The organism is Gordonia sp. YC-XJ4 (assembly GCF_059511865.1).
The window spans coordinates 2,258,508-2,282,167 of sequence record NZ_CM183447.1 but is presented as its reverse complement, the minus strand read 5'-3'; the positions used below and the strand labels follow the sequence as shown (position 1 = coordinate 2,282,167).

The window sequence follows — 23,660 nt, the reverse complement described above, 5'->3', positions numbered from 1 at the left end:
GGCACGCGCTCGAGGGCACTCTCAGCGGGTCACCCATGCGCGTGCGATGTCGAGCCGCTGCCATCCGCCGGACAGCCCGCTCTTGTCCAGGGGGTAGCCGGCGGGCAACGCGGTCCGGGCCAGGATGTCGCGCAGCTGGGCCGTGCTGAGTCCGGGATGTGCGGCGCGGATGAGGTTTTCGGCTCCTGCGGGGACGTTCTCCGCCTGGGCCGCCCCGGACGGCAGGAAGGAGAAGGTCGCACGCTGCCGGTAGGTCGTCAGCGCCGTCGCGGTGGGCTGGGCGGCCTGCTGGCAGGCGACGATCGCCCCAATCGGGGCGCCCACGCGTGCTTGCAGCACCGCCCGCAGCTCGGTACGCGCCTGCGCGAACAACCCGGCGAACCGCGGGTCACCGAGCATCTCGGAGGTCACGGCCTGCGCGAGCATCCGACCACCGATGACGTCGAGCGGATAGTGCACCCCGAGCACAACGCGGTGGTACCCGTAGTCGGCGCCGCGCGCGAGAATCTGCGGGCCCTCCTCGGGCAACATCGCCGCGATCAGGAAGGCCTGGGTGTAGCCCCAGGTGGTGTGACCCGACGGGTAGGAGCCGCTACCGCGCACCGCCGCGTACAGATCGGGGCGGCCGTCGCCGTAGTGGCGGATCAGTTGCGGCGCAACCTCGAACGGCCGCGGGTACTGGAAGTACTTCTTCTCCTTGCTGGTTCCGGTCCGCTCGCCGGCCGGCGACTCGTCGCCGAGTAGCAGCGCGGCGGTCTTCGGCAACTGTCCGGCACGCAGCGCCGCGTAGAACGCCGGAGCCAGACGGGAACCCAGTGCGTCGAAGATCGCCGGGCCCTCGATCGCATAGTTGTCGTTCACCGCGGCGCGGGCGGTCGCCGGGCTTGCGGTGTTGTTGATGGCGACCGCCTCGGCGAGGTTCTGTTGACGCACCAGCGGGGAGATCGACGAGAAGCCGTCCAGGATGGCGATGTGATCGCGCGGCGCGGGGGTCGCGAATGCCTGATCGGTTTGCCCTGCAGCGAAACCTGCGGATGCGGGCACCTGCGTCGGCGCGAACGCGCATGCCGGGGCGGCAGTGGCCGGCGATTGCGCCACCGCGGTGGGGAGCACCAATGCTGCGGCAGCCAGGATCGCTGCCACCATCGAGTTCACTGTCCGACGCCTCATGGTCTCCTCCGGGTCCGGCCGGCAACGCCGGCACCACACATCTCGGTGTCTCACCTCACGGAGGTCACCGGATCACACGGCATCGACCGGTTTCACACCAGGTGAACAGTCGGTGAAGAGTCGTGCGGGATCGGACATTCACCGAACCTCGAAGAGGATTCCGCGGCCGATCGCCTCGCGGACCACGGGAAGTGCTGCCTGTGCCAATGCGTCGGCGTCGACACCGTGGTGCGCGGCAAGCAAATCGATCAGGGTGCCCAGTTCGACCGCTCCGCGACATCCGGCAAGCAGCGCTCGCGATACCTCGTCGACGCCGAGGACAGCGCCCGGTCCGCCGGGGCGCCGCACCGCCGACCCGATCTCCTGCCAACCGTCGTCGCCGGGTAAGGATTGTGTCTCGCAGAACACCGGCGCACAGGCCAACCGAGCCGTCAGCAGGTGGTCGTCGTCGTGGGCACGCAGGTAGGCGCGCCGGTCCAGGAAGGCTTTGGCCTCGGGACCGGTCACCTCCTCCCCCGCAGCGGTGATCTCTTCGAGGATGTGCTCGCCATCGGTTGATCGCGAGCCGGCGCGCTTGCGAACGGTCATGACGCCCATGCCGATTCCGGTGATCTTCTCCTCGGCGAACCAATCGAACCAGTCGGAGCCGCGTCGGGCGACCTGGTCGGGATCCTCGCCGGCATCGGAGAGCCACAGCGAGATGTAGCTGATCGGATCGGCAAGCTCTCGTTGCACCACCCAGGCGTCGAGTCCGGTGCCGGCCAACCAGCCGCCGACGCGTTGTCGCCAGTCGGCGCCGTCGCGCACCATCCAGTTGGCGAGCAACTGGGCGGTACCACCGTCGGTCAGGTGGTCCGGCAACCCGGCGATCAGCTCGGCGCACAGGGCGTCGCCGGCCCGCCCGGAGTCACGGTAGATGTAGTCCTGTGCGCCGGCCCCGACCACGAACGGCGGGTTGGACACGATCAGGTCGAACCGTTCCCCGGCGACCGGCTCGAACAGACTGCCCGCCCGCAGATCCCAGGTCATGTCGTTGAGCGTCGCGGTGGCCGCGGCCAGGGCCAGAGCTCGTGGATTGGTGTCGGTGGCCACGATGGACCCGCAGTGGGCGTCGAGATGCAATGCTTGGATGCCACACCCCGTGCCGAGATCCAGGGCCGTGTCGACGCGGTCGCGGATCACCGCGCGCGCCAACGAGATCGACGCTCCACCGATGCCGAGCACGTGGTCGTGGGCCACGGGTCCGCTGCGCATCGCCGCGTCCTGATCGGAGATCACGAGAAAGTCGTTGGCATCGTCGGCGTGGGGTCGGATATCGAGGATCGCGCGGTATCGGCCGTCGGGGCGCTGTTCGACGACGCCTTCGGCGATCAGCGCCTGCACGCCGGTGCTCGGGAAGGCCGCCGCCAGCGTCGGCTCGTCCTCGTCGGAGCCGAGCAGGAACAGCCTGATCAATGTCGACAGCGACTCCCGGGCACCGCCGGGACGCGCTGCGCGCAATGCGGGCCACCAGACCCCGCGCACCAAGGCATCGTTGGCGTCGTCGCCGAGCGCCGCCGCCACCCCGTCCGCGGTGTAGCCGGCGGCGCGTAGGTCGGCTCCGAGGGCGAGCACCACCGGGCGCGACTGCAGAGGCAGCGTCGTCATCAACCGACGCTCCGATACTTCTTGTGCATGGCCTGTTTGGAAACGCCAAGCAACACACCGATTTCGGCCCAGGAAAGGCCGGCCGCGCGGGCTCGTCGGACGGCGACCTCCTCGTCACGGGCGATCTCGGCACGACGCCGGGCGACGGCGGTCAAGGCGGTCACCGGGTTGTCGGGGTCACCCGATTCATCTGGTCCGAGGCTTGTGCGCATGGCATCATCATTCACCGGAGCTCGCCGCGGGTCAACCTTGGTTGACGACCTACTCGTTGACCAGGCCCGTCCTCGACGCAGCCCCGCCCCGGTCGTGATTGCGGTCACGATCCGCTCGTAATGCAAAGGTTATGCTAACTTTACTTTCGGTTTCCCGCACGAGGACTTCTCCTCGAGGCCCCTGGCCGATGTCGGAGAACCGAGGCCGGATGTCTGTTCTGGGGTCGGAGGAGTGCGCGTGAAGACTGTTGGTGCGGTGGGGAATCGACGCTCGCGACGTGCTCGCACGTGGGCCGTACGGGTGTCGGCGGTGGCGACGCTCACGGCGTTCTCGGCAAGCGCGTTCACTTCCAACGGCACTGCGGCGGTGATCAATCCGGCGTTGGTCCCTGCTCCCGCACCGGTCGCGGAGAAGGCGGCCCCGAAGTCCCCAAAGGCTCCTGAGCCCGAGACCTATCAGGAGCGGATCGACCGTATCGCGCAGAGCCCGCGCTCGTTGCTCGCGCCTCTGCAGGAGAACCAGGGCAAGGCGACGGTCTGCGTCAGTGGTGAGTTCACCAGTTTGTCGGTGGTGTATGACTCGCTGTTTGAATCTCTGTTGCCTTCGCTGCCCCCGCAACTGCGCCAGAACGCCTACGCCGCACGCGATGCCGCGCATCGGGACATGAAGCGCCTGAACGTCTCGACGCTGGCGATATCCGACAACCCGATGGCACTCGGCGCCGACTCCGCCGATCCGTCGATGACCTATCGCGGCCCGGTGTCCCAGTGGATTGTCACGCAGCTGTTGAAGATTCGCGATGGCCAGGAGAACGAGGCGATTCCGCTCGGCAACATCACCCTGACCCAGGCGGTGGAGACGGTGTGGCTGTATCTGTTCGTCACCGTCGTCGCGCCGGTGAAACTCGCCGTTCAGCTCACCCCGTTCTTGGGTAGTCCGTTGACCGGCACGGCTCTCGACAGCTACCAGGGGTATTTCACGTACAACACCATCCTGCAACTCGCCGTACAGGGCGGCGTCCTGGGGTCGCAGTACCTGTATCAGGGGATCTCCAACATGGTGATGAACCAGTGCGTCGCCCGGGTCACCGAAGATCAGCGAGAGCAGGCCGGGCGCCCCAGCGACGACGTCACCTACCACATCGACATCCCCGCCGCGGTGCGCGCCGCCGCAGGACAGCTCGCGCTCGCCGACAATGACAACTGCCGGCAGATCGGCACGCTGCCGCTCAGCCGCATCGTCACCCGCACCGGTGAGTATGCGCAACAACTGGTCACCACCGACGCACAGAAGCAGAAGATCGCGAGCGAGACCAACGCGATTCTGGCGAAGATGCGGGCAACCCAGGTGCCGCACAACCTGATTCCCGCCGATCCAGCCGACTTCACACAACTCGAGTCCTTCGCCTCGCTCGTCGGCAGTCTGATCCCCTACGTCGGCGGCGCCCCGCTCGACATCACGATCGGCCTCAAGCACAACCTCGATCAGGGAGACAATCCGTTCGAGACCGTGAGCGTCGCCGACCTGACCGTCACCAAGTCGCTCACCGCCGCCTACTACTCGTACTATCTGTCGCTCTACCTGTTCACCACGGTCGGCGGCTTGGCCGAAGGTCAGATCCTGGGAAGCCCGACCGTCGGCTTCCTCTCCCCCACGCGGGCCATCGGCGCCGTGGCGGCGCTACCTCTGACCTACGGGCTCGTCAACTACCACAACGTGATCCGATCGATGTGCCTGAGTGAGGACGACACCACCGGGACCGGCCGCGGCGCACAGGTCAATCGCGACAATGCGGTCTTGCCGTCGGCGAGTACGACCACGCCGACCGTCGCCCGGCCGGGCCGACCGTCGAGTTCCGCACCGTCGAGCGCGCCACGGCGCGGCGCGTCCTCACCGACGTCGACGCCGGCGCCGGTCATCCCGGGTCTACCGATCCGGATCCCGGGCATCAATTAGAACCGGTCGACCGCGCTCATCGGCGAGCGTGGTCGATCCACTTCTGCACCAGGTGAATTGCCGTGATGCTCTGTCCGTCGTCGATCCCACCTGTGGCCACCATCTCGTCGACTTCGGCCATTGTGAAGAACTCAGCGGTGTCGAACTGCTCGTCGGAGACCTCCCGCTCTCCGTCGAAGGTGAGGTCACGGGCCAGGCAGGTGGCCATCCGTTCGGTCATGAGCCCGTTGCAGACGCGTGTCCGGCCGAGTACTTCCCACGCCGAGGCACGAATCCCGGTCTCTTCGTGGAGCTCTCGCGCCGCGGCTGTCAGTGCCTCCTGACCGTCACCGCCACCCCCGGGCAGTTCCCAGTGCCACTGCTGTGACGGATAGGAGAATGTCCGCACGAGGTAGAGCCTGTCGGCATCGTCGAGTGCCGCGATCATGACCGAATCGTTGGACTCCACCACGCCATAGATGCCCTCGGTGCCCAGAGGTGTGATCACCCGATCCTCACGGACACGCATCCACGGATTCTCGTAGGTGATCGTAGACCCGAGCAGGGTCCAGGGGTCATCGGCGCGCATGGCTCGATTGTGCTCGATCGGCTGGCGGTCGGCAGGTGTCCGAACAAACTCAACGAGCCTGAGGCGAACCCGAAGACGGTTCAAGATCCAAGGGTCGTTTCAGCCGGCCCTCCAGGGTTCGGCGGGACGCGGCGCACTTGGGACAGTCCTTACGTAACAAGGTCCTACGACAGCTTCGCGATGGCTGCCTGCTTCGCCGATCTGAACTCGTCGTCATCAAGCAATCCTCGTTCGTGCATATCAGCAAGCTTGGCCAGTTCATCTGCCAATCCGCCTCCGGGATATCCGGATACCGGCGCGGCCTGCTGAACGATCACTTGTGGCCGCTTTGCCTCTGCTACCTTGCGCTGCAGTTCTTTCAGTTTCGGCTGAACCTGTTGGTAGAGAGCCTTTGGAAGTGGAAGGCAGTTCGAGAGTTCGTGAGGGTTCCGCGAGCCGTTCTTGCTCGAGTTCCAGAAGTCATGATTTGCAGTTCCCTGGTAACTCGGAGTAAGCACTTCCAGCACGCCGTTCACAAAGCCGCTGTTGTACTCGATGTTGGTGATATCGGTGTAATGAAACACGGTCTCCCGTCCACCGCCTGTCGCACCGGCCATGAAACCGGTCATTCCTCCCGTCTTGGAAATCACCAGGCGATCCTCGAAGGCGAACAGCCGACCGTCTGTGCCCCCATTGATGATGAACCAAGGAAGCTCATCATCGTGCGCATGGCGATCGACTGCCTCCCACCACTTGTCCTTCATCGGCGATCCGAAGACCTCAACATGATCACGCCGTTGAATGCGGTCTGCCTCTGCAGCCTGCGAGGCCGCGTACTCCTGATTGCGTCGATTCACCGCCTCGGCCATTGCCGGATCGATACCATTCCTGGCAAGGTAGTCGATGTAGTGGCGGGCGAAATCCACTTCACTCTGATCCAGATTCCCAAAGTTGACTTCAGTCATCGCAGTGTTTACGACGAGACTCGTATTACCCATCTTGACCGGAAAATTCAGGCCTCGAATTTCATTCGCGTAGAGCGACAAAGGCACGCGCTTCTCAGGGTCCCGATCGGCGGCATAGAAGCCAATGACGCGGGCATTCGTAACAGCGGTTGCGTTCGTGAGCGGCTTCATGCGGCCTCGGCCGAACACCGCCCAGACCGTCTCTCCGGGTAGCAGGACAGGAGCGAGAGCCTGCAGCCACTTTTCCGCATTCTTCGCCTTGATCTTCGGACTAAGCTCCGCCATCACACACCTTCAATCGATCCCACTGCACTGTCGCATCTTGACATACGAGTCGGACCGGACGGCCGTTTCGTTACGACTGTAGTCCGGCCAGACGAATGCGTCGCGGAGGTGGCCAATGGGTAGAGCACACCGCGCTGAGTGCCAGCGGTGAATCGCCCGTCACTGGACCTGCCTACGATGAGCACCCGCACGCGGCCGACTGCTCCAGAAGCAGGTACCCGATTCACACCACGACAGCGATTCACCCTCAGTGCGAACTCCAGTCGATGGCCGCGAGCGCCGTTGGAGCTTTGCCGTCGGATGGAGGGAAATCCACGAATGCCCATCGCGTAAGAACCGACGAGCAGAATACAACATGTCGACTGAAAGAATGCCGTTTATACAGCCGTCAGCATCCTGATCGTCGGCAGCGCGGCAGACTGCAGCTCCGAAGCCGACACTCACTCGACGTCGACCCCGACTGTCGCGGCGAGCACTCTGGACGCCCCCGACGATCCTCTACATGAACGTCGGTCAATCGAGCAGCTGGAACTGCCCCGCAGCCGAGGACGAAAGCTGTTCAGAGGCCCTCACCGTCACCGCACTCGACAAAGTGTCCGCGGCCAACCGCGGGCCAGCTCACCAGATGTTCCCGGCCACAACGGTTGACGCCTCGTCAACTTTCACGCTCCAACTCACTCCTCGCCAACTTGCCCCGAGGTCGCCGTATCGGTCCACGCCCCGCCGCTCGTTGACCGACACGGCGACCCGGGAATGCCACTGGGTCAGAAGCGGTCTCGCCGGTCGCGGCATCGACGGCAGTGAGACTGCCGACTCACCTCGTTCCTGGTAGGTGAGCTCCGTCAGCCCAGGACATCATGAGCCATCAGCTCATGACCGCCCCACCGTCGACGGCGATCGACTGCCCGGTGACGTTGCGTGCCTTGTCGCTGAGCAGGAAGGCCACCATCTCGGCGATGTCACCAGCAGATTGGGGCCGACCCATGGGCACCATCTGCTGAACGAAACCGGCGAACACGTCGTCGTCAGATACTCCCTCCAGAGAACTGTCGCGACCGCGCAGCCACGCAATGGTCTGTCGCCACATATCGGTGAGAATCAGGCCGGGGAGCACCGTGTTGCAACGTATTTCGCGCAGCGCTCCCGACCGCGCGACACTGTGGCCGAGTTCGATGACAGCGGCCTTCGACGCCCCGTAGTGCGTGAGCATCTCATTGCCGAGCCGGGCGCCGATGGAGGCGATATTGACGATCGCGGCGGGCCCGTCGGCCCGTTTCACCAACTCCTGGCAGGTGAGGAAGGTACCGCGAGCATTGACGGCAAACGTGTTGTCCCACAATTGTTGATCGATCTCGACCAGCGGTGTGAACAGTCCGGTGCCCGCTGTGTTCACCAGGCCGCACAGGGTCCCGGCCTCTGCGGCCGTATCGAACATCGCCGACACCGCGGCCGCATCGCGAACGTCACAGGCGATCGGCACCACATCGGCGTCGACCTCCTGCCAGCGTGGATCTGATTCCCGCTCAGGGTGTTCCGCCGAGAGGTCGGCGAGAACGAGCACGTCGTAATCGGCGGCCAGGCGCAGTGCGATCTCGGCTCCGAGGCCGCGGGCGGCGCCGGTGACAATGGCTACGCGAGTTGTCATGCGCGTCGCTCCCTACACAGATGGTTCGTCATCGAATGAACTCCTTTGGATGAATCACACAGCGTCGTGTGACGATCACCACCTTCTGATCGGAAGCGCGGAATGTCCATGTCGCATTGCCCATTCGGCGTTAAGCAGATGAGAAACGACCCAGGTACCACCGACCGGTCCACCGAGGAACCGGCCCCTTCCAGGTCAGCGAGCTTCGCGGCGTCCGGTGCGGACCGACGCAACCGCGCGCCGAAGTGCGTTCACGAGCGGCGAGAAATCATCGGCGCGCGTGCACAGCGACAGTGGACATGGATCGATGTCTTCGATCGGCACGAAGACCACCCCGGGATTGCGGTACGCATCGGCGACAAACTGTCCGGTGATCGCCATCGCTTGCCTGGCGGCAACCACCTCCAGCAGCTCGTCCATCGTCTGGACCGATGGCCCGTACCGCACGGGCTTCCCACCGGGACGGGGATCGCATGCCCACCAGCGGACCCATGCGGGATCCGCCTCATCGTCGGCGACATGCAGCTCATCGTCGAGTTCGCCTATGCCGATCGACGTTCGAGCCGCGAGCGGGTGGCCGGTGGGCAGCGCAGCAACCCGCCCTTCCTGCACCACCACGTCAAAGCGCAAGCCACTCGTGTCGGTGACCGGCGGACGTACCAGTGCAGCGTCGACCTGACGCTCACGAACCGCCGAAATCTGTCGGGGCCAAGGGAGCTCGAGCAATTGCACTGTCGCCGAGGGCATCGTCCGCTGTAGTTCGTCGAGGACCTCGCGCAGGTGGATACCGGTGCTCGCGGTCATGAATCCCAGACGTGCCGAGCTTGCGGCCCGCCGCCGAAAGGCCTCCGCCGAGGCGACGGCTCGGTCCGCGGCGTTCAAGGCCAGTCGGGCGTCGGTCAGAAAGGCGCGACCCGCTTCTGTCGGGACCACGGGGTGGGAGGTGCGATCGACCAGATCGACTCCGAGGGACTGTTCGAGTTTTCGGATCTGCTGGCTCAGCGCGGGTGTGCTGATGAAGCTCCGATCGGCCGCCCGTCCGAAATGTCCTTCGTCGACGACGGCGATGAGGCGCCGAACCAGACGCAAATTGAGGTCCACGATCAGTCAGTCTAAACGAATTGTGACTCGCCTCACTTCCGGGGCAGCGGTGTGACCTGGACCGTTAAGCGATCGATGAACAAACTCGTCGAACTGGACATGGCTTCGCGCTGCGCTGGGCGCTTCACTCAGATCAGCGATTGTGGCGGGGTGCTCAGCCCGTTCAGCCCGCACAACCGCTCGCGGGCCACGTCGCCCAACACGCCGACGCCACGTCGTCGAAGCGTTTCGAAATGCGCGCGTTGTCGGCCGCGTGACGCACGGAATCAGAATGAGGAGAATCGAATGACCGCAATTCAGGCAAGCAGCAACATCACGGCTCAGACCCCGTACGAAGAAGAGTTCGTCCACATGATGGACGACGTCGATGAACTCATCGAGAGCCTCGACAACCCGCTGCACCGCAAGATCCTGATCAATTACCGACGCCACGGACTCCTCGAGGTGTCCGGCCGCTACGAGGATCTACTGGCGCCCTCGATGACCGTCCGTCACCCGCACTATCGGCTGTTCGAGGGCGGGCAGGGCGTGATCCTCGACGGCATGGACGCGGTACGCACGTTCTATCAGCAGCTCGCGGAGATGGACATGCTGGTCATGTGGACGGGGAAGCAGAAAATGGCGGTGAACGATTGGGGCTTCAGCGGCGAAGCCCAGTTCAATCAGTTCGTTCCCGGAGCGCTCCTCGGCGACAACGTCTTCGCGGCGGTCGGTAGCGATACTGCGCCGGAATCCCAGTACGACGCCGATGCCTACTACCTCGTGCGTCGCACGCTGGCATTCGTGTGGCCCTACACCGAGGAGGGTCTGCTCATCGGCGAACACGTCTACGAGGACGCCGAATCCAAGGTGGTCACCAAGGTCCAAAACGACGAGGTGATCACCGGGGTGCGCGCGGCCGAACTGCTTGAACCGATCATCGACAAGTACGGCGCCCTCTGACCCACGCAAACGCTGAAACGCAATGAGTCGCGACATCGTGCGTCAACGATGTCGCGACTCATGACATATGGTGCGCGAGGGGGGACTTGAACCCCCACGTCCTAGGACACTGGAACCTAAATCCAGCGCGTCTGCCAATTCCGCCACTCGCGCGTGCCGAACCAGACTACCGCCCACGTCGGCGATCGACGGAATCGACTGCGATCAGAGCAGCGCCGCAACCTTGAGAGCCGTCTCCTTGGCCGATCCGGGGTTCTGGCCGGTGACGAGGTTTCCGTCGACCACCGCGTACGAGACGAACGGCAGTCGGCCTTTCTCGTACAGGGCGCCGCGCTTCTTCATCTCCGCCTCGGCGTTGTAGGGCACCAGCTTGTTCACTCGCGCGAGCACCTCTTCCTGCCAGGCAAAGCCGGTGACCTTGCGGCCGGCGACGAGGAGGGTGCCGTCGGACAGGGTGGTGTTGAGCAGACCGCAGTAGCCGTGGCAGACCGAGGAGACCACCCCTCCCCGCTCGAAGATTTCACGCGTGATCCGCTGTAGCCCTTCGCTTTCGGGAAAGTCGTACATCACCGCGTGGCCGCCGGTGAAGTAGATGGCATCGTAGTTGGCGGAGTCGATCTCGTCGGGTGACGCGGTGGTCTCGAGCAGTTGCATGCGCGCGGGATCGGCATGCCAGGTCTTCGCGGTCTTGTCGTAGTTGGGGAACTTCAGTGATCGCGGCTCCAATGGGACATGGCCGCCGCGCGGGCTGACGATCGTCTGCTCGAAGCCGCGGTCGTCGAAAACCTGCCACGCGTGCGTGAGTTCCGACAGCCACAGGCCGGTCGGGTGGGACGGGTCGTCGTAATGCCCGACGTTGGTGACGACGTTGAGAATGCGAGTCGCCATGAGACACGCTCCTGTGGGTTCGGTTTCGTGCGTCCGCGTTCTGCGGGCGCAATGTAGACGGTGCATACATTAGGCGTTCGCGCTCCCCTACGTCAACCGACGCTCGCACCCGCGGGCGGCGAGGCGCTTCGCGAATCGATCTGGATACACTTCGCTTCATGCCCCCTCGTTCGGCTTACCATCACGGCGATCTGCCCGCCACGCTGGTCCGTGCCGCGATCGAACTCGTCGACGCCGAGGGCGCAGACGCCGATCTGTCGCTGCGAGCCGTGGCGCGCCGGGCCGGGGTCTCCACCGGCGCCCCTTATCGCCACTTCGCCGACCGCAACGCGCTGTTGTCCGCGGTGGCTGCGGTGGGCTATCGCGAACTGGCCACCACTCTGCAAGCAGCGCAACGGAATCCGAGTTCGACTCAAGATCTCGCCGATATCGCGGTGGCCTACGTGCATTTCGCCATCGACCGACCTGGCCTGTTCCGGATCATGTTCGGCGGCGTCTGCGACACCGACAACACCGAGCGGGTCGAGGCGGTCGAGGCCATCCACGCCTATCTCCGCGACGTCGTGAAGCGCGCAATCCCCTCGGACACACCGGATGCCACGGCCACCGGCGCGTGGGCGCTGGTGCATGGCCTCGCATTCCTCTTCCTCGACGGCAAGCTCGATTCGTCGACGCCGGACACGATCGACTCGACCATCCGCTCCGTCGTGCTGGCGTCTTTGCGTCACTGACCTCGCTCAATCCGCAGCCAGTTCGTCAATGTTGACAGCGTTCACTTCATCGCTCTACCCTCATGTGAGCAATGCATACATACGCACGAGGAGTAACTCGATGACCAGCCCCAGCACCACCGAGGACACCGTCGACGTCGACCTGGGCGGACGCCTGGTCTCGGTGCCGCGAGGCGGCATGTTCGACCGCTACCGGATGGACGCGCCACTCGACGAGGTGGCGGCCATGCCCGGCGTGCCCGGCGTCGACTTCTTCCGGACTCTCCCGAAAACGCAGGTGCAGTCACCGATCGGCACCACTCGCACGCCGAACTTCTACTACGCGATGGCCTCGGCTCGGCTCACGATGCTCGCCCCGAGTCGCGCGATCCGCGCTCGCATCCCCAGCGAGCTCGCACCCCTGGAGATCGCACCCGGCCTCGGACTGGTGTCGGTGATGTTCTTCCGATATGACGTGTGCGACATCGATTTCTACACCGAGGCGGCTGTCGGGGTCGCGGTGCGTCCGGCCCGCCACGGTGGGCGTGGCATTGCCGACCTCGCGTCGGCCCTCGCCAACGATCACCTGCACTCGTATGTGCTCTCGCTACCGGTCAACACCGAGATCGCGCAGGTGCGTGGCCACGACGGATACGGATTTCCCAAGTGGGTCACCGACCTTCAGGTCAGCATCGACTCGACCCGGACCTCGGCGCACATCGCCAATGACGCCGGTGGCACCGACGTCGCGTTCACGGCACCGACTCCGGCACAAAAGAACTTCACCAGTGGTGCGCGGGTCTCGACCCTCACCTCCTACACCCGGCGCGACGGAGCGTGGCACTCCACGCTCAATCAGACCAACCTCCTGACGACCGGGACATCATTGTTTCCACGGGGTTTCGAGTTGACCGTCGGCGAGGGCCGGATGGCCGACGCTCTGCGTTCCCTCAAGCCACTGCGGACCATCCGCTTCGACGCCACGACGTCGGCGCAGGCCGCGCTGCACATGCCGGTCCCCTTCTCGGTCGGGTCGGCCCGATGAGCCGCACTCCGACGAGCCCCACTCCGACGAGCTCGGTTCCGTCCACCATGCGAGCCATCGTCGTCAACGCTGAAAAGAACCTCACCGTCGCCGACATCCCCACTCCCACACCAGGACCCGACGAGGTACTCGTCCGCGTCGCCGCCGCCGGGATCAACCGCGCCGACCTGATGCAGCGCCAGGGGCTGTATCCACCACCGCCCGGCATCACCGACGTCATGGGCATGGAGATCTCCGGCACCGTCGTCGCGCTCGGTCGAGACGTCGGCCCCGACTCCCCCGCGCTCGGGCAGCAGGTGTGCGCCCTCATCGCCGGTGGCGGGTACGCCGACTACGCCGTCGTCCCGGTGACCCAGGTGCTTTCCGTGCCGTCGGCGGTGTCGCTCATCGACGCCGCGGCGCTGCCCGAGGTGGCGAGCACGGTCTGGTCCACGGTTGTCGCCGACGCCGGGCTCCGCGCGGGCGAGCTGTTGCTCGTGCACGGCGGTGGCAGCGGCATCGGCACCCACGCGATCCAGGTGGCCAAGGCGCTCGGAGCTCGCGTCGCGGTGACCGTCGGCTCCGAGTACAAGGCCCAGCGCTGCCGAGCGCTCGGTGCCGACCTCGTGATCAATTACCGCGAACAGGATTTCGCCGCCGAGCTGGCCGGCCGCGCCGATGTGATCCTCGACATCATGGGCGGCAGCTACCTGTCGCGCAACATCGACGCCCTCGCCGTGGGCGGACGACTGGTGATCATCGGGATGCAGGGCGGCTTCACCGGCGAGGTCAACGTCGCCGCACTGATCGGCAAGCGGGCCCGGATCATCGGACTCAACGTCCGCAACCGTCCCCTGACCGGTCCGGGATCGAAGGCCGAGATCGTGGCGGCGGTGGCGGCCGACGAATGGCCGCTCGTCGAACAAGGCCTCGTCGCGCCGGTGATCTCCGCACGGATTCCGCTCGCCGATGCCGAGCGTGGGCAGGCGCTGCTCGAATCGGCGGACTCCGTCGGGAAGGTCCTCCTGTTGACCGGGCAGTGACCCGCACAGAAGGCGATGTAGACAGAGATCACCCGGACCGCCCGGCAGCTCATCGGCGCAGGCCAGGTACCGTCGTAGGTATGTCCGCGCAGCCCGGCCGTCGACGGCACCGCCCCGCACTCCTGGTGCTGGTGGTGGTTGCCGCGATTGTCTGTCTCGGCCTGGCGTGGTGGCAGTGGGACACCTATGAGGCCGGCGGGACCGGCCAGAACCTGGGTTACGCGTTGCAGTGGCCTGCTTTCGGTTTCGCGTTCCTTTGGGCCTACCGACGGTTCGTCGTCTTGGAGAGCGACCCCGAGGAACTGCAGAGGGCGACCGCGGCCAAGGGGATGACGGAAATCCCCGAGGATCTGCTCCCCGAGCGCGCGAGCACCCCGAGCGCCTCGTCGCTGCGCGAATCGACCGTCGCGGATGACGACGCCGGACTCCGCGAGTACAACAGGTACCTGGCCGAACTCAGTGCCGCTGATCGTGCACACGGCGACGGACACCTGGCCACCGCCACACCCGATTCATCTGTCAGTGAGGACCGCCGCAAGTGACCCAGACCGCCCAGCCCACCGCCACTCCCGTCGAGAAGGTCAAGGGAGCACTCCTGCGATATCGCATCCTCGCGTGGGTCACCGGCTTGTGGCTGCTGCTGCTGGTGATCGAGCTGATCGTCAAGTACGGCTTCGGCGTCGACTCGTTGGACTTCGTCCCGATCGTGCACGGCTGGGTGTACTTCGTGTACCTGATCATGACCGTGGATCTGGCCATCAAGGTGCGCTGGCCGCTGGGCAAGATCGTGCTGACGGCGATCGCGGGCACGATCCCGTTCCTGTCGTTCTACTTCGAGCACATCCGCACCCGTGAGGTGAAGCAGGAGTACGGCCTCGGCGGCAAGTCGCTGTAGGCCCTGACGACGCCGGCGGTCGCGCCCCGTCGGCAACCATCCCGCGAGCCGGTCAGGCCCGTGTTCGCAGCGCGCGTGTCACTTCCTCGGCCGCTCGTTCACCGGCACCGATTGCGCCGTCGAGGTACCCGGGGTGCTCACTCGCGGTCTCCGCTCCGGCCCAGTGGACGCGCCCGATTGCCTGCGCCGACATCGGCAGCTCATCGTGACCGGCGCCGAGTTGCGGCACGGCAATGTAGCCGCCGCCGACGTGATCATCGAGGTGCCACGCCTTCTCGTGCCAGTCGACCGGCTCGCGGATGGCGTCTCCGAGATGACCGGCGATCCTGCCCAACAGAAGTCGCCGTCGTCCCTCCGGATCGAGATCATCGAGGTCATGCGCCTCGGCACCGCCGACGAGTAGGCACAGATGGCCTGGGCCGCCCGGGGGTGAGGTGTCGAAGACGGCGACACCGGGGCGGTCGATGAGGATCATCTCGGCGTCGCCCGACTCCCGCCAGAACGGGGTCGGGTACACCGCGATCGCCTTGTACACCGAGCCCATGAATGTGCCGTGCTCCATCGAGATCCGCCCGGCCGGCAGTGGCGGGTGGTGGGTGATCCGCGCCGCGACCGGCGGCGGTACGGCCACGATGACCTCGCGCGCGCCGATGTCGCCCGAGGCGGTGCGAACGACGACGCGGTCGTCGGACCGCTCGATCCCGGTGACGACGCAGTTCGTGCGTACCGCCGAGCCGAGATCGTCGACGAGTCGGTCGACGAGATATCCGATCCCTTCGACGACCAGCCCGTCCTGGGCACCACCCTTCGTCGAGAGCATGGTCACCAGACCACCCTGTACGTCGATGAGGCTCATCATGGTCCGCACCGAGAACCGTTGCGGGTCGGCGGTCCACGAGATCGCGGCGACGACCTCGAGCAGTCGTCGGGCGCCCCCGGGAACCCGGTCGAGCCAGCTCTGCACGCTCGTCGTCGCCCACGTCTGCCGACGTCGCACGCGTCGCACCGCACTCACTGCGGCGAGACCGAAGACGGCGGCGAGCACCGACGGCGAGGTCACCCGAATACGTCGAGAGCCGTCGGCGATGCTCGGCATCGTCGGGGTGTGCATCGTGAATCGGGTTGCACCGAGTTCGTCGGCCAGAGCCATCAGCCGGTGGTGATCGTGCCCCACCCACTGACCTCCGAGGTCCAGTCGCGAGCCGAGACTCGACGTCACCGAATACGCCCGGCCACCGCATCTGTCGCTGGCCTCGACTACCAGGACGGCGGCCCGTGATCGCCGAAGTGCGCGGGCCGCGATCAGCCCCGACAGCCCCGCGCCCACCACCACTACATCGACATCGTTGCTCATCGAACTCCTCAGTCAGTCGTATGACTGACTTTAGGGCCGGACGGGCGCGAAAGGCAATGGCGTTTCTCAGCGTGCGGGTTGGATGCCGGCTGCGGTGATCATCGTCTCGACGAAGAACGCCAGATCGCTCTCGGCGCGTTCGTCGTCGGGGTCGCAGACGTATTGCAGGGTCATGCCGTCGATTCCGGCGAGCAGAAGGCGCGCCAGCCGCTCGATCGGCACCGCGGTGGTCTCGCCGGCCCCCTGCGCCGCCCGCTCACACCACTGCACGAGCACGCTGCAATAGCGTTCGTACTGCCACGCGGCGAGGTGCTCCCACCCCGGCTTGCGGAGGCTGTGGTTGAGTAGCTCACCCTGCACGATCTGCAGTCGCACATCGGGTGTCACGAGAGTCGACCAGAACAGTGCGACGCCGTCGCGGATCGCCCTCGCGAGCCCGCCCTTCACCGGCAGGGACTCGGCGAGCAACGCGGCGATCTCCTCCACCACATCCTCGATGACGGCCTTGACCAGCTTTTCCTTGGTGGGGAAGACATATTGCAGGGTTCCGAGAGGTACACCGGCCTCGGCCGCGACGGCGCGAAGTGTCGTGGCGGCCACGCCCTCTCGCGCCATCACCGCCCGGGCCGCGGCGACCGACCGACGGCTCCGTTCCGACGCCTCGACATAAACCACGGCGGACTCAGTCGGATACGGCGAGTGCCGCCAGCGCAGGCACCAACTGCGCCAACGCCTTCCCGCGGTGACTCAGCGAATCCTTCTCCTGCGCCGACAGTTCCGCCGAGGTGCGCCCGGCCGCCGCGGCGTCGTCCGGGACGAACAACGGATCGTAGCCGAAACCGTTGGCGCCGAGACCTTCTCGCAGGATTGTCCCGCGCCACTCGCCGCGCACGACCGTCTCGGTACCGTCGGGCACCACGAGTGCACAGGCCGAGACGAATGCAGCCCCGCGACGTTCGTCGGGAACGTCGGCGATCTGACTCAACAACAGCTCGTTGTTCGCCGCGTCGTCGCCGTGGCGTCCGCTCCAGCGAGCCGAGAGCACTCCCGGCATACCGTTGAGAGCGTCCACCGACAACCCGGAATCGTCGGCCAGACAAGGCAGTCCGGTCGCACGCGCTCCCGAGCGCGCCTTGATGAGCGCGTTCTCCTCGAAGGTTGCACCGGTCTCCGGTTCCTCGGGGTACTCCGGGACCGCGTCGAGTCCCACGACGTCGAGTCCCACGATGCCCGCGGCGTCGACGACGCGTCGCAGCTCCGCCAGCTTCTTGGCGTTACGGCTGGCCAACAGTACGCGGCGGGGTGTCGAATCAGGAGCGTTCATGCGGTCGGCAACTCGCCCGGGTACGGCTCGTCGAGCACCGCGCGTTGCGCCTCGAAGAGCTTGGCGGTGCCGATCTCGGCGAGATCGAGCAGCTTCTCCAGGGTGGCGCGCGGGAAGGTCGCGCCCTCACCGGTGCCCTGCACCTCCACCAGGGTGCCGGCGTCGGTGGTCACGACGTTCATGTCGACCTCGGCCCGCGAATCCTCCTCGTAGGGCAGATCCAGCCGGACCCGGCCGTCGACCACGCCCACGCTGACCGCGGCGATCATGCACGACAACGGCTGCGGGTCGGAGAGTTTGCCCGCGGCACCCAGCCAGGTCACCGCGTCGGCGAGCGCGACGTACGCACCGGTGATCGCGGCGGTCCGGGTGCCGCCGTCGGCCTGCAACACGTCGCAGTCCAGCGCGATGGTGTTCTCCCCCAGCGCGGCGAGGTCGATGCAGGCACGCAGCGAGCGTCCGATGAGTCGGCTGATCTCGTGGGTGCGGCCTCCGACCTTGCCGGCGACCGATTCGCGGCGAGACCGCTCATGGGTGGCGGCGGGCAGCATCGCATATTCGGCGGTCAGCCACCCCAGGCCCGATCCCCGACGCCACGGCGGTACACCCTCGGTCACGCTGGCGGTGCACAGCACCCGGGTCTGTCCGAATTCCACCAGTACGGATCCGGCCGGATGGGAGGTGAATCCGCGGGTGAAGGTGATCGGTCGGAGTTCGTCGTCGGCCCTGCCGTCAGCGCGTGTCGTCACCCGATCAACTGTAGACACCGAGCGCGGTGACGCCGTCGGGGCGTCAGAAGTGGAAGATCTGTCCTTGCCGGACGAGTTCGACCGGACCGGAGAATGTGCTGCGTGCCTCGGCCATGATCACCGACGCGTCACACCACGGCGCGACATGGGTGATGGCCAAGGCCTTCGCGTTGGCCTTCGCAGCGGCCTCACCGGCCTCGATACCCGACAGGTGAAGATGCTCGGGGCGGTTGCCGGGATCATGGGTCCACGACGCCTCACACAGGAACAGGTCGGCGTCGGCGGCGAGATCGATGAGTTCGTCACACGGCCCGGTATCTCCGCTGAAAGCGATCACGTGACCCTCCGGACCGGTGACGCGCAGCCCGTAGGTCTCCGGCGGGTGATCGAGCTTGATCGCGTGGATGTTCATCCCGCCCAGCGTGATCTCCATCCCGTCGGCCCACTCGTGCACGTCGAAGGTGTCGCTGATGTCGTCGATCTCGCCGGGGAATTCCGAGGACGCCGCGCCGATTCGCATCGCCACCCCCGACGGGCCGTAGAGCGGGGCCTTCTCCGGTGCCGGTCCGGGCGGGGCATAGCGGCGCCAGACCATCATCGCCGGCAGATCGAGGCAGTGGTCGGCGTGCATGTGGGAGAGCACGACCGCGATGTTGTCGGGATCGGACACCCGCATCAGCTCGCCGAAGACGCCGGGTCCGCAGTCCATCAGCACGGGTTGCTCGCCGGGCACCGAGAACAGGTAGCCCGAACAGGCTGCACCCGGTCCACCCACACTTCCCGAGCAACCGAGCACCGTGACACGCATAGCCCTACCTTGCCATGCGTGGGCGTCATGGTGGCCGGGTATCCGATCACAAGTCGGTGTGTGAACGACTCCCGCCGGTCACCTCAGATGCGGGCCACCGAGCCGACCGTCGGGCCGAGGAACCGAGTTGACAAGCGCGCGAACGATTCCGGATTTCCCGTGGCCTGAAACACTCGTTCGGCGGCGCGATCGGTGTGCGGGTGCAACATGTCGGAGCGGGTCAATACGGCAAAGAGGTCCTTGGCGGTTTCCTCGGCGCTGGAGACGAGTGTGACCTCGTCGCCCATGGCGAGGGCGATGACGCCCGAGAGCAGCGGGTAGTGGGTGCAGCCGAGCACCACGGTGTCGACGCCCGCGTCCTGCAGCGGCTCGAGGTAGCCCTGCGCCAAGCCGAGGATCTGGCGTCCGCTGGTGATGCCGCGCTCGACGAAGTCGACGAACCGAGGGCAGGCGACCGCGGTGATCTCCGCGTCCCGGGCGGCGGCGAAGGAGTCCTGATAGGCCTGCGAGGCGATGGTGGCCTCGGTCCCGATGACCCCGATACGACCGGTCTTGGTGGCCACCACCGCACGCCGCACAGCCGGCAGGACCACCTCGATCACCGGGATCGGCGCGTACCGCTCGCGGGCGTCGCGCAGACATGCCGCCGACGCGGTGTTGCACGCGATGACGATGGCCTTCACCCCGCGCTCGGCGAGCTCGTCGCCGATGGCCAACGCGTGCTTGCGGATCTGCGGGATGGTCAGCGGCCCGTAGGGGCCGTTGGCGGTGTCGCCGATGTAGACGATGTCCTCGTCGGGGAGCAGGTCGATGATCGCGCGGGCCACGGTGAGCCCGCCGACGCCGGAATCGAAGATGCCGATCGGGGCGTCGGGTCCGGGGGCGACTATTGCGACACCCCCGGCATCGGCGGACCGCCTGCGGCCGCGTTACCCGGAGATCGACGACGCCGGTCGCGGTCGGTGAGGAACCAGGCGGCAAGAAGGCCGCCGATGGCCCCGAACAGATGTCCCTGCCACGAGACGGTCGGGTCGGTCGGCAGCACGCCCCACAGCACCGACCCGTAGACGAGCAGCAAGACCAGGCCACCGAGGATCTGCCAGAGGTTGCGATTGAACAATCCACGAACCAGCAGATAGGCGAGCCAGCCGAAGATCACCCCGGAGGCCCCGACGGTCACCGATCCGCTCGGCGCGAACAGCCACACGCCCAGTCCGGAGGTGATCCAGACGACCGCGGTGACGAACAGGAATCGCCGGGCGAGCAGCAACAGGAATCCGAGGACCACCCCGACCGCGAGGTTGGTCCACAAATGGTCCCAGTTGGCGTGCAGGAAGGGCGACCACACGATGCCGTCGAGTCCGTCGATACGACGCGGCTCGATGCCGGCCGAATCGAGGTCGTAATGGGTCGCGGCATCGATGGCCTCGACGATGATCAGGCCGATGACGATGAACACCATGACCAGCGCCGAGCGCTGCCACAACGGGCGCCGCGTCGGCGGCGCTCCCGGTGTCTGGGTCGCGTTGATGGTGTTCTCCTCGGCGCCGGTGCCGGTGCCTTGTCGGTCGGGTTCGGTCGGTCAGATGCGGTGTCGGTCAGGTGCAGTCGGGGCGGATCGGGCCCTCAGGCCCAGAGCTGTCCCTCCAGGGCCTGCTCTGCTTCTTCCAGGCTACCGTCGTAGGCCCCGGTCGACAGATACTTCCATCCCGCGTCGGGCACGACGAAACCGATGTCGGCGCGCCGGCCCGCCTTGAGCGCCTTGCGTCCGATCCCTCGCGCGGCCTGCAGGATCGCGCCGGTGGAGATCCCGGCGAAGATGCCCTCGGTGTCGATGAGTTCACGCACCCGGGCGACGGCGTCGATCCCGGTCACCGAGAATCGGCGGGTCAGCACCGAGTCGTCGTAGAGCTCGGGCACGAAGCCCTCGTCGATGTTGCGCAGGCCGTACACCTCGTCGCCGTACCGCGGCTCGGCGGCCACGATCTCGATGTCGGGGTCGCGCTCACGCAGATAGCGTCCCACCCCCATCAGGGTGCCGGTGGTGCCGAGCCCGGCGACGAAGTGCGTGATCTCGGGCAGGTCGGCGTAGAGCTCGGGACCGGTGCCCGCGTAGTGCGCTCGCCAGTTGGCCTCGTTGCCGTACTGGTAGAGCATCACCCAGTCGTCGTGCTCGGCGGCGAGTTCCTTGGCCACCCGCACCGCGGTGTTCGAACCTCCGGCGGCGGGCGACGAGATGACTTCGGCGCCATACATTTTCAGCAGCGATCGGCGTTCCTCGGAGGTGTTCTCCGGCATCACGCAAATCAGGTGATATCCCTTGAGCTTGGCGGCCATCGCCAACGAGATCCCGGTGTTGCCGCTCGTGGGTTCCAGGATCGTCGCCCCGGGCCTCAGGGTGCCGTCGCGTTCGGCCGCCTCGATCATCGCCAATGCGGGGCGGTCCTTGATGGAGCCGGTCGGGTTACGGTCCTCGAGTTTGGCCCACAGCCGCACGTGCGGACCCTGCGTCGGATCGTCGTCCCAGCGCGGCGAGAGCCGCTGCAGACCGATCAGCGGAGTGTTGCCGACCGAGGCGATCAGCGAGTCGTAGCGGGTCACGACGTGGCGCTACCGCCGGCCACCGCGGGCAGGATGGTGACCTCGTCCCCGTCGTCGATGGTGGTGTCCAGACCACCGGAGAAGCGCACATCCTCGTCGTTGACGTAGATGTTGACGAAACGATGCAACTTGCCGTCGGCGACCAGCCGTTCGCGTAGCCCCGGGTTCGCCGACTCCAGGTTGTCGATGAGTTCACTCAACGTCGATCCCGTTGCGTCGACCCGCTTTTCACCACCGGTGTGGGTACGCAGGATCGTCGGGATGGACACGGTTACCGCCATGGTTGCTCAGCTCCTGATCTCGATCTCTTCTTCGGTGACCACCCCGTCGAGGATCCGGTAACTGCGGACCTCGTCGGTGTCGGGCTCGCGGGTGGACACCAGGACGTAATGGGCGCCCGGCTCACTCGCGTACGACACGTCGGTACGGCTGGGGTAGGGCTCGGTTGCGGTGTGCGAGTGGTAGATCACCACCGGCTCCTCGTCCCGGCGGTCCATCTCCCGCCACACCTTGAGTTGTTCGAGCGAGTCGAATCGGTAGAAGGTCGGTGACCGTTCGGCGTTGACCATCGGGATGAACCGCTGTGGCTCGTCGGAGCCCTCGGGACCGGCGATCACCCCGCACGCCTCGTCAGGATGATCGGCACGTGCATGCGCGATCATCTGGTCCACCAGCTCGCGGCTGATCCGCAGCACTGCCACTCCTCGCTCTCACCGTCACGGGTGCACTCCGCACATCGTGGCTACCCAACGTCCGGCTCGGCGACGCTATTCCGGTCGCCTGTCCGATCGCATGCTCTCGCAGGTCAGAGCTGCGCCCGGGCGGCTCGCGCCCGCGCCACACACCCGTCATCCGTGCGAACTACAGCTGTTTTCACACCGTCGTCCGGCGCTGTAGCGTTTCGCCACAGTTCACGATCTGCGGTGCCGACTTCGACAACCGACATCGGCCCCGGGGGAACCTCAGAGAATCAGGAGCTCACCACATGCACCGTGCCCACCGTGTTGCCACGGCCGCCATCGCCACGGGTATCGCCGCTGCCATCACACTCACCGGCTGCTCGTCGGATTCCGACAGCGGCTCGGGTGGCAACAACACCACCGCCTCGTCGTCGATGAACGATCCGGCCGCCCTCATCAACGCCGCCGCCGACAAGACCGCCGCCCTCACCGGCGCCCATCTGGACCTCACCGTCGACGGCAAGGTTCCCAACGTGACCGTCAAGAAGGTCGACGCCGATCTGGTGACCAAGCCCAAGACCGCGGCCAAGGGCACCGCGACGGTGATGCTGGGCACCACCGACAGCGCCGCACCGTTCGTCTACGTCGATCAGCACCTCTACGCCGACATCGGCAACAAGGGCTACGTCGACTACGGCGACGGCCGCTCCGTCTACGACGTCTCGGTCGTTCTCAACCCCGAGAAGGGCCTGGCGAATCTGCTGCGGAACATGCAGGACCCCAAGACCTCCGGCACCGAGGACATCGGCGGCGTCAAGGCCACCCGCGTCACCGGGACCGTCGCCGCCAAGCAACTCGCCGCGCTGACCGGGACCAACATCACCAAGAACCAGGACGCCCAGGTTCCGGTGAACGTCTGGATCACTCCCGACAACCAGCTCGCCCGAGTGGTCCTCATACCGGCGACCAACTCCACGATGACGATGAACCTGTCGAACTGGAACAACACCGTCGAGGTCACCAAACCGGCGACGATCGCCACCCCGTCCCCCTCCGGAACCCCCAACCCGTCCGACGCCTCGCGCGCGCCGGCCTGATCACCCGCTCACGCAA

26 protein-coding genes and 1 tRNA gene are annotated in these 23,660 nt (G+C 66.2%); 8 read left to right on the top strand and 19 right to left on the bottom strand.

Features of this window, described 5'->3' with window-relative positions; all coding sequences use genetic code 11:
- Positions 1-21 precede the first annotated feature (21 nt).
- The 3 genes from AC5ZH6_RS10080 to AC5ZH6_RS10070 all read right to left on the bottom strand — a co-directional run bounded on the left by AC5ZH6_RS10080 (position 22) and on the right by AC5ZH6_RS10070 (position 3,029).
- Complete coding sequence (locus AC5ZH6_RS10080) at positions 22-1,170, bottom strand: acid phosphatase (protein ID WP_020171607.1); 1,149 nt, start codon at positions 1,168-1,170, stop codon at positions 22-24.
- A gap of 138 nt (positions 1,171-1,308) precedes the next feature.
- On the bottom strand, positions 1,309-2,817 hold the full coding sequence (locus AC5ZH6_RS10075) for a DUF7782 domain-containing protein (protein ID WP_020171608.1): 1,509 nt from the start codon (positions 2,815-2,817) through the stop codon (positions 1,309-1,311).
- A complete protein-coding gene (locus tag AC5ZH6_RS10070; RefSeq protein ID WP_006371538.1) occupies positions 2,817-3,029 on the bottom strand; it encodes a hypothetical protein in 213 nt (70 codons plus the stop codon). Before AC5ZH6_RS10070 ends, AC5ZH6_RS10075 begins: the two co-directional genes overlap by 1 nt.
- 238 nt (positions 3,030-3,267) lie before the next feature.
- Here AC5ZH6_RS10070 and AC5ZH6_RS10065 point away from each other — a divergent pair, with 238 nt between their 5' ends.
- Positions 3,268-4,986, top strand: a complete 1,719-nt coding sequence (locus tag AC5ZH6_RS10065) for a hypothetical protein (RefSeq protein ID WP_288336965.1) — start codon at positions 3,268-3,270, stop codon at positions 4,984-4,986.
- Between the two features lie 16 nt (positions 4,987-5,002).
- Here the strand turns inward: AC5ZH6_RS10065 and AC5ZH6_RS10060 are convergent, their stop codons facing one another.
- The 4 genes from AC5ZH6_RS10060 to AC5ZH6_RS10045 form a co-directional block, all read right to left on the bottom strand.
- The gene (locus AC5ZH6_RS10060; protein ID WP_014359675.1) at positions 5,003-5,554 is read right to left on the bottom strand and encodes an NUDIX domain-containing protein; all 552 of its coding nucleotides are present in this window, start codon (positions 5,552-5,554) and stop codon (positions 5,003-5,005) included.
- A 164-nt stretch (positions 5,555-5,718) separates the two neighbouring features.
- Positions 5,719-6,783, bottom strand: a complete 1,065-nt coding sequence (locus tag AC5ZH6_RS10055) for an SHOCT domain-containing protein (protein WP_014359674.1) — start codon at positions 6,781-6,783, stop codon at positions 5,719-5,721.
- An 865-nt stretch (positions 6,784-7,648) separates the two neighbouring features.
- On the bottom strand, positions 7,649-8,428 hold the full coding sequence (locus AC5ZH6_RS10050; protein ID WP_014359673.1) for an SDR family NAD(P)-dependent oxidoreductase: 780 nt from the start codon (positions 8,426-8,428) through the stop codon (positions 7,649-7,651).
- A gap of 195 nt (positions 8,429-8,623) precedes the next feature.
- A complete protein-coding gene (locus AC5ZH6_RS10045; RefSeq protein ID WP_014359672.1) occupies positions 8,624-9,529 on the bottom strand; it encodes a LysR family transcriptional regulator in 906 nt (301 codons plus the stop codon).
- A 285-nt stretch (positions 9,530-9,814) separates the two neighbouring features.
- Here AC5ZH6_RS10045 and AC5ZH6_RS10040 point away from each other — a divergent pair, with 285 nt between their 5' ends.
- Positions 9,815-10,471: a hypothetical protein gene (locus tag AC5ZH6_RS10040; RefSeq protein WP_014359671.1), complete on the top strand. Its 657-nt coding sequence runs from the start codon at positions 9,815-9,817 to the stop codon at positions 10,469-10,471.
- Between the two features lie 68 nt (positions 10,472-10,539).
- Here the strand turns inward: AC5ZH6_RS10040 and AC5ZH6_RS10035 are convergent.
- Positions 10,540-10,624, bottom strand: a tRNA-Leu gene (locus AC5ZH6_RS10035).
- Positions 10,625-10,675: 51 nt separating this feature from the next.
- Positions 10,676-11,359 carry a type 1 glutamine amidotransferase domain-containing protein gene (locus AC5ZH6_RS10030; protein WP_006371547.1) on the bottom strand — a complete coding sequence of 228 codons (684 nt, stop codon included), beginning with the start codon at positions 11,357-11,359 and terminating at the stop codon, positions 10,676-10,678.
- Positions 11,360-11,517: 158 nt separating this feature from the next.
- On the opposite strand from AC5ZH6_RS10030, the gene AC5ZH6_RS10025 reads away from it, so the two are divergent.
- The 5 genes from AC5ZH6_RS10025 (at position 11,518) to AC5ZH6_RS10005 (ending at position 15,031) form a co-directional block, all read left to right on the top strand.
- Positions 11,518-12,090 carry a TetR/AcrR family transcriptional regulator gene (locus AC5ZH6_RS10025; protein WP_006371549.1) on the top strand — a complete coding sequence of 191 codons (573 nt, stop codon included), beginning with the start codon at positions 11,518-11,520 and terminating at the stop codon, positions 12,088-12,090.
- Between the two features lie 100 nt (positions 12,091-12,190).
- Positions 12,191-13,114 carry an acetoacetate decarboxylase family protein gene (locus AC5ZH6_RS10020; protein WP_014359670.1) on the top strand — a complete coding sequence of 308 codons (924 nt, stop codon included), beginning with the start codon at positions 12,191-12,193 and terminating at the stop codon, positions 13,112-13,114.
- A 47-nt stretch (positions 13,115-13,161) separates the two neighbouring features.
- Complete coding sequence (locus tag AC5ZH6_RS10015; protein WP_014359669.1) at positions 13,162-14,136, top strand: NAD(P)H-quinone oxidoreductase; 975 nt, start codon at positions 13,162-13,164, stop codon at positions 14,134-14,136.
- 80 nt (positions 14,137-14,216) lie between these two features.
- Entirely contained in the window at positions 14,217-14,678 is a 462-nt protein-coding gene (locus AC5ZH6_RS10010; protein WP_006371555.1) for a hypothetical protein, read from the top strand.
- Positions 14,675-15,031 carry a DUF3817 domain-containing protein gene (locus AC5ZH6_RS10005; protein ID WP_014359668.1) on the top strand — a complete coding sequence of 119 codons (357 nt, stop codon included), beginning with the start codon at positions 14,675-14,677 and terminating at the stop codon, positions 15,029-15,031. Before AC5ZH6_RS10010 ends, AC5ZH6_RS10005 begins: the two co-directional genes overlap by 4 nt.
- Positions 15,032-15,083: 52 nt before the next feature.
- Here the strand turns inward: AC5ZH6_RS10005 and AC5ZH6_RS10000 are convergent, their stop codons facing one another.
- From AC5ZH6_RS10000 to AC5ZH6_RS09955, 10 genes are all read right to left on the bottom strand, one after another.
- Complete coding sequence (locus tag AC5ZH6_RS10000) at positions 15,084-16,385, bottom strand: flavin monoamine oxidase family protein (RefSeq protein ID WP_496168987.1); 1,302 nt, start codon at positions 16,383-16,385, stop codon at positions 15,084-15,086.
- Positions 16,386-16,451: 66 nt separating this feature from the next.
- A complete protein-coding gene (locus AC5ZH6_RS09995) occupies positions 16,452-17,060 on the bottom strand; it encodes a TetR/AcrR family transcriptional regulator (protein ID WP_006371561.1) in 609 nt (202 codons plus the stop codon).
- Between the two features lie 7 nt (positions 17,061-17,067).
- Positions 17,068-17,709: an RdgB/HAM1 family non-canonical purine NTP pyrophosphatase gene (rdgB, locus tag AC5ZH6_RS09990; protein ID WP_006371562.1), complete on the bottom strand. Its 642-nt coding sequence runs from the start codon at positions 17,707-17,709 to the stop codon at positions 17,068-17,070.
- Positions 17,706-18,458, bottom strand: coding sequence for a ribonuclease PH (rph, locus tag AC5ZH6_RS09985; RefSeq protein ID WP_006371563.1), 753 nt, complete (start codon positions 18,456-18,458; stop codon positions 17,706-17,708). The genes rdgB and rph overlap by 4 nt, the downstream gene beginning before the upstream one ends.
- Positions 18,459-18,501: 43 nt before the next feature.
- Positions 18,502-19,266 (bottom strand): cyclic nucleotide-degrading phosphodiesterase, encoded by a 765-nt coding sequence (locus AC5ZH6_RS09980; RefSeq protein WP_006371564.1) that lies wholly within the window; start codon positions 19,264-19,266, stop codon positions 18,502-18,504.
- A gap of 83 nt (positions 19,267-19,349) precedes the next feature.
- The gene (gene murI, locus AC5ZH6_RS09975; protein WP_193361613.1) at positions 19,350-20,156 is read right to left on the bottom strand and encodes a glutamate racemase; all 807 of its coding nucleotides are present in this window, start codon (positions 20,154-20,156) and stop codon (positions 19,350-19,352) included.
- The gene (locus tag AC5ZH6_RS09970; protein ID WP_006371566.1) at positions 20,153-20,752 is read right to left on the bottom strand and encodes a rhomboid family intramembrane serine protease; all 600 of its coding nucleotides are present in this window, start codon (positions 20,750-20,752) and stop codon (positions 20,153-20,155) included. The genes murI and AC5ZH6_RS09970 overlap by 4 nt, the downstream gene beginning before the upstream one ends.
- A gap of 140 nt (positions 20,753-20,892) precedes the next feature.
- Positions 20,893-21,867 carry a PLP-dependent cysteine synthase family protein gene (locus AC5ZH6_RS09965; RefSeq protein WP_006371567.1) on the bottom strand — a complete coding sequence of 325 codons (975 nt, stop codon included), beginning with the start codon at positions 21,865-21,867 and terminating at the stop codon, positions 20,893-20,895.
- Positions 21,864-22,148: a MoaD/ThiS family protein gene (locus AC5ZH6_RS09960; RefSeq protein WP_006371568.1), complete on the bottom strand. Its 285-nt coding sequence runs from the start codon at positions 22,146-22,148 to the stop codon at positions 21,864-21,866. Before AC5ZH6_RS09960 ends, AC5ZH6_RS09965 begins: the two co-directional genes overlap by 4 nt.
- Positions 22,149-22,154: 6 nt before the next feature.
- Positions 22,155-22,562: a M67 family metallopeptidase gene (locus AC5ZH6_RS09955; protein ID WP_006371569.1), complete on the bottom strand. Its 408-nt coding sequence runs from the start codon at positions 22,560-22,562 to the stop codon at positions 22,155-22,157.
- A 290-nt stretch (positions 22,563-22,852) separates the two neighbouring features.
- Between AC5ZH6_RS09955 and AC5ZH6_RS09950 the strand changes: the two genes are divergently transcribed.
- Entirely contained in the window at positions 22,853-23,644 is a 792-nt protein-coding gene (locus AC5ZH6_RS09950) for an SCO4651 family lipoprotein (RefSeq protein WP_006371570.1), read from the top strand.
- Positions 23,645-23,660 lie beyond the last annotated feature (16 nt).